The following is an 11380-nucleotide window of genomic DNA, read 5'->3' on the forward strand; positions in this document are numbered from 1 at the left end:
AGAGATGCAGCGCGTCGTCGCGGGGATCGGGGTGGCCCTCGAGGCCTGCTCAGGCAACCCGTCGACCCAGGCCGCCTGCCGCTGACCCACGGGGCCCGTGCGGAGGTGCCTGGCTCAGCCCTGCCCTCCTTCACCCGATCCGTCGAGGCTGCGCGTCTGCGCCCTCGCCGTGACGGCCGCGGGTGAACCCTGCTCCCCGAAAGCCGACCCATGACCCCCTTCACCGAACAGCAGATCCGCGCGTCCCTCGTCAACGCCACGCGCAGCGAGCGGCAGCGGATGATCCTCCCCGACCTCGCAGTGCTCCGCTGGGACCGCCTCGACTACCTCGGCTGGCGCGACCGCAAGCAGCCGCTCGCCGCGTACGTGATCGCCGAGATCGACGACGAGCCCGTCGGCATCATCCTGCGCGCCCCGGAGACCAGCAGCCGCCGCGCCGCGATGTGCGCCTGGTGCGAGGACGTCGCCGACAACAGCGACACGTCCCTCTACGTCGCACGCCGCGGCGGAGCGCCCGGCCGCAAGGGCAGCACGATCGGCACGCTGATCTGCACCGACTTCCGCTGCTCGCGCAACGTGCGCCGGCGGCCCACCCTCGCAGAGTCCGGGGCCGACGACGACGCGGCGCGCGCCGCCGTCGTCGAGCGGCGCATCGAGGGCTTGCGCGAACGCAGCCGCCGGTTCCTCGAAGAGGTGCGCAGCACCGCCTGACCGGCGTGCGACGGCGCCTGACTGCACCTCGATGGATGTTCGCCGAGAGCGAACAGACACCTCTTGGCACTCTCGGGGTGAGAGTGCTAAATCATGAGGTGTAGCCAGGCGACGCCGGACGGACCGGCGCGCTGATCGCGGTCGGGGCCGCACCGTGCGGCCCTCGTCGAGGAGGTGATGCGCGATGGCTACCTACTGGGACCCGTTCCAGGAGATGGACCGACTCTTCGGGTCGCTCGCCACGTCGAGGAACGCTCCGGCGATGCCGATGGACCTGTTCCGCGAGGGCGACCACTACGTCCTCGCCGTCGACCTGCCCGGCATCGACCCCGGCAGCATCGACGTCTCGTGCGAGGACCGCACCCTGACGATCCGCGCCGAGCGCACGCCTCGGTCCGGCGAGGGTCAGTGGCTCGTGCGGGAGCGGACGTCCGGCACGGTCGCGCGGCAGCTCACCCTGGGCCGCGGACTGGCGCTCGACAACATCTCGGCGAACTACGCCGACGGGGTGCTGACGCTGACCATCCCGGTGGCCGAGGACGCGAAGCCGCGCCGGATCGAGGTCAGCCACGAGTCCGACCGCGAGACCATCGAGGCCCGCAAGAGCTGATCGCGACAGCCGGAGGTCGGCGCCGGTGAGGGCTCAGCCCTTGCTGGCGCCGATCATCGGCAGCCCGAACGCGAGCCCCGTGGCGAGGATGCCTCCGGTGAACACGTACGGGGCGATGGACGGGTCGGCCGTCGCGCCGACCCCGATGAGGACCAGACCGCCGAGGAACAGCACGAACGAGACGATCACGCGCCCGAGCATCGCGCCCGGGGCGTCGTTCTGCGGGGCGGGGTTCACCTTGAAGTCGCTCATGGGGCCAGCCTAGCCCGGCGCCGTCCGGCGCACGACGGAGCCCGGTACGATCTCCGGATGCCTCGACCCGGACTCCCCCGCCGCGTCCTGGTCGCCGGGACCTCCGGGGCGGGCAAGACGACGCTGGCCGCCCGCCTGGCAGAGATCCTCGACGTCCCCCACACGGAGCTGGACGGCCTCTTCCACGGCCCGCGGTGGACACCCCGGCCCGAGTTCCGCGACGACGTCCGGGCACTGGTGGCGAGCGACGCCTGGGTCACCGAGTGGCAGTACCGGGCCGTGCGACCGCTCCTGCTCGAGCGGGCCGAGCTGCTGGTCTGGCTCGATCTGCCGGTCCAGGTCCGCATGGACCAGGTGGTGCGGCGCACCCTGGGCCGGCGGCGCCGTCGCACCGTGCTGTGGAACGGCAACGTCGAACCTCCCCTGCGGACGTTCCTCACCGACGCCGACCACATCGTGCGGTGGGCGTGGCGCACCCGCCGCTCGCTCGACCACCTCGACGAGCGGCTGGCGGTGCAGGCGCCGCACCTCGAGGTGGTGCGGCTCCGCAGCCGCGCGGAGGTCGAACGGTGGGTGGGACGCACCGCGAACCGCGCGGAGCGTCCCGTCCCGGCGCCACCCGGCGTCGTCGGGTCGACCTAGGAGAGCCTGCGGGCGAGCGTCTCGACGATCCGCACGTCCCCGTCGAGCCAGTCGACGTCCCACAGGCTGCCCGCGTCCAGCCAGCGCAGCTCGTCGTGCTCCACGAGCGGTGCCGGCTCACCTCCGGCGAGCGCGGCGAACCACAGCCGCAGCACGTGCCGGTCGGTGATGATCCAGGCACCGTCGTCGGGCCCCGTCAGCTCGGTCCCGAGGGTGACGGTGACGCCGAGCTCCTCGTGGAGCTCACGGTGCAGCGCCTCGTGCGGCTGCTCCCCCGGTTCCGCCTTGCCGCCGGGGAACTCCCACCGGCGGGCGAGCCTCGCGGGCCGGGACCGGCGGGCGGCGAGCAGACGCGCCGGTCGTTCGAGCGAGTCGACGATGGCGGCGGCGACGACGAGGCGACGGGTCATGGCCGCGAGTCTGCCATCCGCCGCTGGACAGACGTGTGCCCCGCTACCAACATCCCCCGAGTGGTAGCGGGGCCAGACGTCGTCCAACCGATCAGGGCGTGCGCAAACCTGCGGTGCGAGCCCAGGCCACGGCGTCGGCCCGGGTCGAGACCCCGAGCTTGCGGTAGACGCTGCGTACCTGCGACTTCACCGTGTTGCGCGTGACGAACAGCTTGCTCGCAATCTGCTCGAGCGTGACTTCCTCGGACAGGTTCGACAGCACGACCTGTTCACGGACCGTCAGACCAGGGTCGAGGACCAGACGGTCCATCTCGATTGCACTCATCGTTCTTCCTCCACGACGGCCGCCGATCGCCACGATCGACTTGGGGATCTGCCGTCACAGGAGGAGAGCGTGCAGCGCGCGGTTCATGACGCGCACCACAGAGCGGCTATGTGCGCAAGCGGGGTCGGAGCGTTCCCACGGTGGCTGTCGGGGCGCCTTCTGCGCGATATCTCCGCAGGCCAGGGGCATTTCTTCCGGTTGCACGGAGCAACGGAAACCTCATTATCACAATCAGGTCACGGTTGCCTATCCAGCGTGCTGTGCGTACTCCTCCGCGCTGAGGAGCTGGCCCGCACCGGTCACCTCGACCTTGAAGAGCCACCCCGCGCCGAACGGCTCCGAGTTGACCACCGCCGGGTCGTCGATCGCGGCCTGGTTGACCTCGACGATGGTGCCGGAGACCGGCGAGTAGAGCTCGGACACGGACTTGGTGGACTCGATCTCGCCGATGACGGTGCCCGCCTCGATGGTGGCGCCCACCTCCGGCAGCTCGAGGTAGACCACGTCACCGAGCGCGTCGGCGGCGACGGACGTGACGCCCACCGTCGCGGGGGTCGCGTCGTCGACCCACTCGTGCTCGACGGAGTAGCGCAGGTTCGCGGGAAAGTCGGCCATGGGAAGGACTCCTGTCGTGGGGTAGGGCTGGCTAGATTGTGTCGGACGACGGCGCGGCGCGCCGGGTGCGGACGCTCAGCCGCGCTCGCGGCGGTAGAACGGCATCGGCACGACGACGAAGGGCTCCGCCCGCCCCCGCACGTCGACGGCCAGCTCGGTCCCCTCCGCGGAGACCTCCGGCGTCACGTACGCCATCGCGACCGGGTGGCCCAGCGTGGGCGACGGAGCCCCCGACGTCACCGTCCCGACCCGCGAGCCGAGAGAGCCGGCGTCCGAGGCGTCACGCTGCACGACGGCGTACCCCGCGCGGGCAGGGCGCCGTCCAGTACCGCGCAGGCCCACCAGGACCCGCTCCGGTGCGTCGTCGTGCCGGTCGGCGAGCGCGGCGCGGCCCACGAACTCGACCGGTGTGCCGTCGTCGGACACCTTGTCGAGCTTGACGATGCGGCCCACTCCGGCGTCGTACGGCGTGGTCGTCGTGTCGAGCTCGTGGCCGTAGAGCGGCATCCCGGCCTCGAGGCGCAGGGAGTCACGGGCCGCCAGCCCGGCGGGCACGAGCCCGTGCGGCTCCCCCGCCGCGAGCAGCGCCCGCCACAGCGCCACGGCGTGCTGCGTGGCGACCCAGACCTCGAACCCGTCCTCGCCCGTGTAGCCGGTGCGGGCCACGAGCACGGCCTCGTCACCGAACCGCATGCCGAGGCTGGCGTAGTACTTCAGCTCGTCGAACGCGGTGCCGCCGGAGTTCTCGGGGTCCTCGGTGAGCACCTCCGTCACGATCTGCGCGGCGCGCGGGCCCTGCACGGCGATCAGCGCCTGGCTCGCGGAGACGTCGCGCACCTCGGCGTCGAACCCGGCCGCACGCTCCAGGAAGGCGACCAGCACCGTCTCCGCGTTCGCGGCGTTGGCGACCACGAAGTACTCGTCGTCACCGGTGCGGTAGACGATCAGGTCGTCGAGCACTCCCCCGTCCTCGGCGCAGAGCATCGTGTACCGGGCGCCCGCGTGGCGAAGCTTCGACAGGTTCCCCACCAGGGCGTGGTCGAGGAACGCCCCGGCGTCCGGGCCGGTCACCGCGATGCCGCCCATGTGCGACAGGTCGAACAGGCCGGCGGCCTCGCGCACCGCGCGGTGCTCGGCGAGGTCAGAGGTGTATCGCAGCGGCATCATCCAGCCGCCGAAGTCCGTCATCGTCGCGCCGAGCGCCTCGTGCTCGGCGTGCAGCGGCGTCTTCTTCTCCGTCATGGCGTCCTCAGTTCTGGCCGAGCGGCTCGGCGTAGGCGTCGATCGGCGGGCAGGAGCACTGCAGGTTGCGGTCGCCGTGCGCCTGGTCGATGCGGCGGACGGGCGGCCAGTACTTGGCGGCGCGCAGGCCGGCGACGGGGAACGCCGCCTCCTCGCGCGTGTACGGGCGGTCCCACTCCACGCCCAGCAGGGTGGCCGCGGTGTGCGGTGCGTGCCGCAGCGGGGAGTCCTCGAGCGCCCAGCGCCCGCTCGCGACGGCGTCGATCTCGCCGCGGATGGCGATCATCGCCTCGACGAACCGGTCCAGCTCGCCGAGGTCCTCGGACTCCGTCGGCTCGACCATGAGGGTCCCCGGGACGGGGAAGGCCATCGTGGGCGCGTGGAAGCCGAAGTCGACCAGCCGCTTGGCGACGTCGTCGACGGTGACGCCGGTCTCGGCCGTGATCTGGCGCAGGTCCAGGATGCACTCGTGCGCCACGAGACCGTGGGCGCCCGTGTAGAGCACCGGGTAGTGGCCCCCGAGCCGTGACGCGACGTAGTTGGCGGTCAGCACGGCGTTCTGGGTCGCCGCCGTGAGGCCCTCGGGCCCCATCATCGCGAGGTAGGCGTACGAGATCGGCAGGATGCCGGCCGACCCGTGCGGGGCCGCGGATACCGGCGGCACTCCCCCCTCCCGGGCCGTGCTGCCCGACGGCGTGGGGTCGCCCGGGAGGAACGGCACCAGGTGCTCGGCCACCGCGACCGGGCCCACGCCCGGGCCGCCACCGCCGTGCGGGATGCAGAACGTCTTGTGCAGGTTCAGGTGGGAGACGTCGCCGCCGAACCGGCCGGGTCGGGCGAGGCCGACCAGCGCGTTGAGGTTCGCACCGTCGATGTACACCTGACCGCCCGCATCATGTACAGCGCCGCAGACCTCGCGGACATGCTCTTCGTAGACGCCGTGCGTGGACGGGTAGGTGATCATGATCCCTGCCACGTGGCCGCCGTGCTGCTCCAGCTTGGCGTGCAGGTCCGCGAGGTCGATCTCGCCGTCGTCGGCCGTGGCCACCACCGCGACCCGCAGACCGGCCAGCGCGGCCGACGCGGCGTTGGTGCCGTGCGCCGACGCCGGGATGAGCACGATGTCGCGGTGCTCCTCGCCGCGGGACGCGTGGAACGCGCGGATCGCCAGCAGGCCCGCCAGCTCGCCCTGCGAACCGGCGTTGGGCTGCACCGACACCGCGGCGTACCCGGTGATCCGGGCGAGCCGGTCCTCGAGGTCGGCGATGAGCTCCGCGTACCCGAGCGCCTGGTCGGCCGGCACGTAGGGGTGCAGGTCGGCGAAGCCCGGCCAGCTGATCGGCTCCATCTCCGCGGTGGCGTTGAGCTTCATCGTGCAGGAGCCGAGCGGGATCATCGTGCGGTCCAGCGCCAGGTCCTTGTCGCTGAGGAGGCGCAGGTAGCGCAGCATGGCCGTCTCGGACCGGTGCCGGTGGAACACTGGGTGCTGCAGGAACGCCGTGCCGCGCAGCAGCACCTCGTCGAGCCCGACGCCCTCGGCCGCGTCGGCGGGCGCGTCGGCGGGCGCGTCGGCGGGCGTGTCGGCGGGAGTGGCGTCGAACAGCCCGAGCAGCGCCTCGACGTCGGCCTCGGTGGTCGTCTCGTCGCACGCGATCTGTACGTGGTCACTATCGGAGACGTACAGGTTGTAGCCCGCCGCGACGGCGGCAGCGCCGACCGAGGTGGCGCGGCCTGGCACCGCGACGCGCACGGTGTCGAAGAACGCGCCGTGCACCACCTCGACGCCCGCCGCGCGAAGACCGCCCGCGAGCGCGAGCGCCCGGCCGTGCACCCGCTCGCCGATCGCCCGCAGGCCCTCGGGACCGTGGTAGACGGCGTACATCGAGGCGACCACGGCGAGCAGCGCCTGCGCGGTGCAGATGTTCGACGTCGCCCGCTCACGGCGGATGTGCTGCTCCCGCGTGGCGAGGGCCAGGCGGTACCCGACCGCGCCGTCCGCGTCCACCGACACGCCGACCAGGCGGCCCGGGAGCTGACGCTCCAGACCCTTGCGCACCGACATGTAGGCGGCGTGCGGGCCGCCGTAGAACAGCGGGACGCCGAAGCGCTGTGCGGAACCGACCGCGACGTCGGCCCCGAGCTCGCCGGGGGAGACCAGCATCGTGAGCGCGAGGAGATCGGTGGCCATGGTCACCAGGGCACCGCGGTCCTTCGCCTCCCCGATGACGGAACGGACGTCGAGCACGCGCCCGGAGGCGCCCGTCTGCTGGACCACGACGCCGACGAGGTCACCCGCGGGGAGCGTGCCGCCGTCGGCCTCGAACGCGGCGAGGCCGGCGTCGAGTCCGTCCTCGAGCGACACGACGACGACGGGCAGCCCGACCGCCTCCGCGCGGCCCTGCGTCACGGCGAGCGACTGGCCGAACAGGTCGGCGTCGAGCACCACGTAGCCCTGCTTCGCGCGCGAGGCCCGCCACATGAGGGCGACTGCCTCGGCGACGGCGGTGGCCTCGTCCAGCAGCGACGCCCCGGCGATCTCCAGCCCGGTGAGGTCCTCGACCACCTGCTGGAAGTTGAGCAGCGCCTCCAGCCGGCCCTGGGAGATCTCCGGCTGGTACGGGGTGTACGCGGTGTACCAGGCGGGCGCCTCGAGAACGTTGCGCCGGATGACCGGGGGAGTGATCGTCGGGTAGTAACCCAGCCCGATCATCTGCCGCTTGACCTGGTTCTTCGCGGCGACCGCGCGCAGGTCGTCGAGCACCTGCGCCTCGCTACGGGCGGCCGGCAGGTCGAGCGGCTCCTGCTCGCGGATCGTGGCGGGGACGGCGGCGTCGACGAGCGCGTCGAGGTCTGCGTACCCGAGCTGGTCGAGCATCGTCGCCGTCTCGTGCCCGCGCGGGCCGATGTGCCGGTCGGCGAAGACGTCCGGGTCGAAGGGGGAGTGGGTCACGAGGAGCGCTCCGAGGGTCGGTGGACGAGGACCCTCCCCGCTCTGTCATGGGACCTGAGAGTTTTGCCGGTCCGCCTGTACGGGGCGCGCCGACTTGCACCGTCGGTGGGCCCGCCGCCGAGGCGTCGGACCGCTTTTCAGAGTTGCCTCGCCGTGACGGTACAGGGGCCTGAGAGATTCCCGGGGAGGGTTTGCTCCTTCGGCGCCGGTCCCCGGAGGGCCGGACTCTCCCGTCGCGGTTCGAGCGGCTGTGCGGTTCTGCGATTGTCCGCGCAGTCTACCGCCGAGGTCGTACCGCCGTCGTCGAGGTAGTACCTCGGCCGGGGTCAGGTGAGCTCGAGGCCTCGGGCCACGTCCACCATCGCGTCGACGACCGCCCGCACCGCCGGACCGGGCTCGTGCCGCGTCGCCCGGTGGCGCACGATGACGCGGCGCGATCCGAGCCCGGGCATCGCGACGCGCTCGACGCCGTCGGGCACCTCGCCGCTCTCGACCGCGAGCGCCGGCAGCATGGCGATCCCCTGGCCGGCGGCCACGAGCGCGAGCGCGGTGTCGAAGTCGAAGTAGGCGTGCCGCGCCTCGATGGTGGTGCCGAGGGTGCGACCGAGCCGACGCAGCGCGCGGTCGGCAGCGGTCCCGCCGAGCGCGCCGACCCAGGGCAGGTCGCGCAGGTCGTCGAGGCGTTCGGGCGTGGGCAGCGACGCCGGCACCACGAGCCGCCAGGGCTCGTCGAGCAGCGGCACGTCGTGCGCGCCGCGGGGGGCGGGGGCGTCGACGTCTCCGTCGTGCTCGAGGAGGACGACGTCGAGGTCGCCGGCGCGCAGCATCCGGACGGACTCGGCGGGCTCGTGCTCGCGGACGTCGATGGTGACGCCTGGGTGTTCCTCGGCGAGCGGGCCGAGCAGGGGAGCGACGACCGCGCGGATCGCCGACTGGAACGCGCCGACCTTGACGGTGCCGGTGACGCCCTCGCCGAGGTTGGCGATCTCCTGGCGTGCCTCGAGGAGCTCGGCCTCGATGCGTTCGGCCACGTCGGCGAGGACCCGGCCGGCGGGTGTCAGGGTGACGCCTCGCGGCCCTCGGTCCAGCACCGCGAAGCCTTCCTCGGCCTCCAGACGAGCGATTTGCTGAGAGACGGCAGAAGGGGTCACATGCAAAAGATCTGCTGCGGCGAGGACGCCGCCGGCACGGTGCACGGCAAGGAGGAAGGCAAGCCTTCGTGGGTCGGTGGCCATGTAGTGATGCTAACCGGCATCTGCAGAAAGATTCAATTGTGCTGAACGGGTTTCGTGCCGCAAAATTGTTTTCGGCGCCCGACGAGTCAGTGGTCGGAGGCGGGCGCCATCCCCCCCTGAAACCCTCGTGAGGAGGCTCGTATGTTGCCGTACCTGTTGTCCGTGGTCACCGCTCTTGGTTGGGTCGGCGCCATCGTCGGCCTCGTCGCCTACTTCCAGGTGTCGCGGGGGCGCTGGGCGCCCAACTCGATCCAGTTCCAGGCCGCCAACCTCTGCGCGACCTCCATGCTGTTCCTCGTCGCCGCCGTGCACGGCGTGTGGCCGTCGGTCGCCGCGAACATCGCCTGGATGATCATCGGCACGCAGGCCGTCCTCATGATCGTCCGCGCACGCCGCGACGCCCGCCGCAATGCGGAGTACGCCGAGCGGGCCTACGCCGAGCCGACGTACAGCGAGGCCGGCACGGAGACGGTCTTCGCCGAGGCCGGCGCACCGGCGGAGCCCCTCGTCGACCACCTCGCGGTGCCGACGCCGCTCGCCATCCGCTGACCAGCTAGAGGGTGGCCTGCCAGGCCACGATCCGGTCGACGGCGCGGGCGACGACGTCGGGGGCCGCGGCGAAGGACAACCGCACCCAGTCCCGACCCCGCTCGCCGTCGAAGTCCGTGCCCGGCGTGATCGCGACGTCCGCCTCCGCCAGCAGGCGCGAGCAGTACGTCACGGCGTCCAGACCGAAACGGGCGACGTTCCCGTACAGGTAGAAGGCGCCGTCGGCCGGGGCCACCGGTCGCCACCCGAGCTCGTCCACACGGTCGAGCAGCGCGGTGCGCGACGCCGCATATCGCTCGACGTTCGCGGCCGCGGCCGCATAGCCCTCGGGGGAGAACGCCGCGATCCCCGCATGCTGGGCGAGCGCCGGGGGAGACAGGGCGACGTTCCCGGCGAGCGCGTCGACCGGGCCCACCAGCTCGTCCGGCAGCACCAGCCAGCCGAGGCGCCAGCCGGTCATCGCCCAGTACTTCGAGAACGAGTTCACGACGACGGCGCCCCGGTCGGTGGACGTGGCGGCCGTCGCCTGCTGGACGTCCTGGCTGTAGGCGATGCCGTGGTAGATCTCGTCGCTGATGAGGCGCACCTCGTGCTCGGCGCACCAGCGGGAGACGGCGTCGAGCTCGGCCGGGGCGATCATCGTCCCGGTCGGGTTCGCCGGTGAGGCGACGACCAGCCCGTCGAGCCCGCCGCCGTAGTACGCCTCCATGAGCTGGGAGACGGTGGGCTGGTAGCGGGTCTCGGGGCCGCAGTCGAGCTCGACGACCTCGCACCCGAGCGCCGTCAGGATGTTCTTGTACGCCGGGTAGCCGGGGCGCGCGAGCGCGACGCGGTCACCGACGTCGAACGCCGCGAGGAAGGCGAGCAGGAACCCGCCGCTCGATCCGGTGGTGACGGCGATGCGGGCCGGGTCGACCTCGACGTCGTACCAGCGGCGGTAGTGCCCGGCGATCTCCGTGCGCAGCGCGGGCACGCCCAGCGCCTCGGTGTACCCGAGGTCCGCGCGGCGCAGGAGGTCCGCCGCCCGCTCCCGCACGACGTCGGCGGCACCGGCCGAGGGTTCGCCGGCGCACAGGTTGAGCACGTCGTTGCCCGCGGCCCGGCGGGCGTTGGCGGCGGCGAGCACCTCCATGACGGCGAACGGCGGGACCTGGCTGCGGCGCGAGACCTTCATGGCGCCCATCATGCCCGGCGCGAGCCGTTCGGGTCGTCGCTCTCGGGATGTTCGGGCTGCCCGGGATCGGTACCGTGGCCGTATGGGCGCCCACCGACGAGACCCTGAGGACCGTCAGCGCGACGGGTACGCCGCCGCGCCCGACCCCGCGCGCCGGGCCGCGCAGTATCGCGTCGACCGTGAGGTCGCCCACGACCTCACCGAGCAGCAGCTCAGTGGGCAGGACGACCGGGCAGGTGCCGAGCCCGCCGAGGAGACCGCCCCGCCGCGCCACCGCATGGACGACCGCGCCCGCTGGATGGACACGGTGGTGGACCAGGCGATCCGCCGCGGCGAGTTCGACGACCTGCCCCTGCAGGGCAAGCCGCTGCCGGGCATCGGCGGGACGCACGACCCGGACTGGTGGTTGAAGAGCCTGGTCGAGCGGGAGCAGATCTCCGGCGTCCTGCCGGCCGCACAGCTCCGCGCCGAGCACTCCGCCCTCGACGAGACGCTGGACCGGGAGCACGAGGAGCGTCGCGTCCGGGAGATCGTCGGCGACTTCAACGCCCGGGTGATCGACGCGCGTCGGCAGCTCACGGGCGGTCCGCCCGTCGTCACCCCGACCCGCGACGTCGAGCGCGAGGTCTCTCGATGGCGTCAGCGGCGCCGGTAGTCTCGCGCCC

At 72.6% G+C, this 11380-nt stretch carries 13 protein-coding genes and 1 riboswitch; of the genes, 5 read left to right on the forward strand and 8 right to left on the reverse strand.

Going from position 1 to position 11380, the window contains the following annotated elements; all coding sequences use genetic code 11:
• Positions 1 to 210: 210 nt before the first annotated feature.
• Together ACWAT2_RS08385 and ACWAT2_RS08390 are read left to right on the forward strand one after the other, a co-directional pair.
• Positions 211 to 711, forward strand: coding sequence for an FBP domain-containing protein (locus ACWAT2_RS08385; RefSeq protein ID WP_402374783.1), 501 nt, complete (start codon positions 211 to 213; stop codon positions 709 to 711).
• A 184-nt stretch (positions 712 to 895) separates the two neighbouring features.
• Positions 896 to 1321 (forward strand): Hsp20/alpha crystallin family protein, encoded by a 426-nt coding sequence (locus ACWAT2_RS08390; protein WP_402374785.1) that lies wholly within the window; start codon positions 896 to 898, stop codon positions 1319 to 1321.
• A gap of 33 nt (positions 1322 to 1354) precedes the next feature.
• Here ACWAT2_RS08390 and ACWAT2_RS08395 read toward each other — a convergent pair whose 3' ends face one another.
• Positions 1355 to 1573, reverse strand: coding sequence for a hypothetical protein (locus tag ACWAT2_RS08395; protein ID WP_402374787.1), 219 nt, complete (start codon positions 1571 to 1573; stop codon positions 1355 to 1357).
• 57 nt (positions 1574 to 1630) lie between these two features.
• Here ACWAT2_RS08395 and ACWAT2_RS08400 point away from each other — a divergent pair, with 57 nt between their 5' ends.
• Positions 1631 to 2215, forward strand: a complete 585-nt coding sequence (locus ACWAT2_RS08400; RefSeq protein WP_402374789.1) for a P-loop NTPase family protein — start codon at positions 1631 to 1633, stop codon at positions 2213 to 2215.
• Here ACWAT2_RS08400 and ACWAT2_RS08405 read toward each other — a convergent pair.
• The 6 genes from ACWAT2_RS08405 to ACWAT2_RS08430 form a co-directional block, all read right to left on the reverse strand.
• Positions 2212 to 2625: a (deoxy)nucleoside triphosphate pyrophosphohydrolase gene (locus tag ACWAT2_RS08405; protein WP_402374791.1), complete on the reverse strand. Its 414-nt coding sequence runs from the start codon at positions 2623 to 2625 to the stop codon at positions 2212 to 2214. The genes ACWAT2_RS08400 and ACWAT2_RS08405 overlap by 4 nt on opposite strands.
• A gap of 91 nt (positions 2626 to 2716) precedes the next feature.
• Entirely contained in the window at positions 2717 to 2950 is a 234-nt protein-coding gene (locus ACWAT2_RS08410; RefSeq protein ID WP_402374793.1) for a LuxR C-terminal-related transcriptional regulator, read from the reverse strand.
• A 246-nt stretch (positions 2951 to 3196) separates the two neighbouring features.
• Positions 3197 to 3565 (reverse strand): glycine cleavage system protein GcvH, encoded by a 369-nt coding sequence (gcvH, locus tag ACWAT2_RS08415; protein ID WP_402374794.1) that lies wholly within the window; start codon positions 3563 to 3565, stop codon positions 3197 to 3199.
• A 75-nt stretch (positions 3566 to 3640) separates the two neighbouring features.
• Positions 3641 to 4807, reverse strand: a complete 1167-nt coding sequence (gene gcvT, locus ACWAT2_RS08420) for a glycine cleavage system aminomethyltransferase GcvT (RefSeq protein WP_402374796.1) — start codon at positions 4805 to 4807, stop codon at positions 3641 to 3643.
• Between the two features lie 7 nt (positions 4808 to 4814).
• Entirely contained in the window at positions 4815 to 7757 is a 2943-nt protein-coding gene (gcvP, locus tag ACWAT2_RS08425) for an aminomethyl-transferring glycine dehydrogenase (RefSeq protein ID WP_402374798.1), read from the reverse strand.
• Between the two features lie 147 nt (positions 7758 to 7904).
• Positions 7905 to 8000: riboswitch (glycine riboswitch) on the reverse strand.
• A gap of 83 nt (positions 8001 to 8083) precedes the next feature.
• Positions 8084 to 8992, reverse strand: coding sequence for a LysR family transcriptional regulator (locus ACWAT2_RS08430; RefSeq protein ID WP_402374800.1), 909 nt, complete (start codon positions 8990 to 8992; stop codon positions 8084 to 8086).
• Between the two features lie 141 nt (positions 8993 to 9133).
• Between ACWAT2_RS08430 and ACWAT2_RS08435 the strand changes: the two genes are divergently transcribed.
• Positions 9134 to 9541 carry a CBU_0592 family membrane protein gene (locus tag ACWAT2_RS08435; RefSeq protein ID WP_402374802.1) on the forward strand — a complete coding sequence of 136 codons (408 nt, stop codon included), beginning with the start codon at positions 9134 to 9136 and terminating at the stop codon, positions 9539 to 9541.
• 4 nt (positions 9542 to 9545) lie between these two features.
• On the opposite strand, the gene ACWAT2_RS08440 is transcribed toward ACWAT2_RS08435, so the two are convergent.
• Positions 9546 to 10715 (reverse strand): pyridoxal phosphate-dependent aminotransferase, encoded by a 1170-nt coding sequence (locus tag ACWAT2_RS08440; protein ID WP_402374804.1) that lies wholly within the window; start codon positions 10713 to 10715, stop codon positions 9546 to 9548.
• 82 nt (positions 10716 to 10797) lie between these two features.
• Between ACWAT2_RS08440 and ACWAT2_RS08445 the strand changes: the two genes are divergently transcribed.
• Positions 10798 to 11370, forward strand: a complete 573-nt coding sequence (locus ACWAT2_RS08445; protein ID WP_402374806.1) for a DnaJ family domain-containing protein — start codon at positions 10798 to 10800, stop codon at positions 11368 to 11370.
• Positions 11371 to 11380 lie beyond the last annotated feature (10 nt).

It is taken from the genome of Isoptericola sp. GX10416, from assembly GCF_056590155.1.

Excerpts from the sequence above, each read along its gene's own strand:
- ACWAT2_RS08385 (WP_402374783.1), top strand. The coding sequence starts at position 211 with ATGACCCCCTTCACCGAACAGCAGATCCGCGCGTCCCTCGTCAACGCC.
- ACWAT2_RS08390 (WP_402374785.1), top strand. The coding sequence starts at position 896 with ATGGCTACCTACTGGGACCCGTTCCAGGAGATGGACCGACTCTTCGGG.
- ACWAT2_RS08395 (WP_402374787.1), bottom strand. The coding sequence starts at position 1,573 with ATGAGCGACTTCAAGGTGAACCCCGCCCCGCAGAACGACGCCCCGGGC.
- ACWAT2_RS08400 (WP_402374789.1), top strand. The coding sequence starts at position 1,631 with ATGCCTCGACCCGGACTCCCCCGCCGCGTCCTGGTCGCCGGGACCTCC.
- ACWAT2_RS08405 (WP_402374791.1), bottom strand. The coding sequence starts at position 2,625 with ATGACCCGTCGCCTCGTCGTCGCCGCCGCCATCGTCGACTCGCTCGAA.
- ACWAT2_RS08410 (WP_402374793.1), bottom strand. The coding sequence starts at position 2,950 with ATGAGTGCAATCGAGATGGACCGTCTGGTCCTCGACCCTGGTCTGACG.
- gcvH (WP_402374794.1), bottom strand. The coding sequence starts at position 3,565 with ATGGCCGACTTTCCCGCGAACCTGCGCTACTCCGTCGAGCACGAGTGG.
- gcvT (WP_402374796.1), bottom strand. The coding sequence starts at position 4,807 with ATGACGGAGAAGAAGACGCCGCTGCACGCCGAGCACGAGGCGCTCGGC.
- ACWAT2_RS08430 (WP_402374800.1), bottom strand. The coding sequence starts at position 8,992 with ATGGCCACCGACCCACGAAGGCTTGCCTTCCTCCTTGCCGTGCACCGT.
- ACWAT2_RS08435 (WP_402374802.1), top strand. The coding sequence starts at position 9,134 with ATGTTGCCGTACCTGTTGTCCGTGGTCACCGCTCTTGGTTGGGTCGGC.
- ACWAT2_RS08440 (WP_402374804.1), bottom strand. The coding sequence starts at position 10,715 with ATGAAGGTCTCGCGCCGCAGCCAGGTCCCGCCGTTCGCCGTCATGGAG.
- ACWAT2_RS08445 (WP_402374806.1), top strand. The coding sequence starts at position 10,798 with ATGGGCGCCCACCGACGAGACCCTGAGGACCGTCAGCGCGACGGGTAC.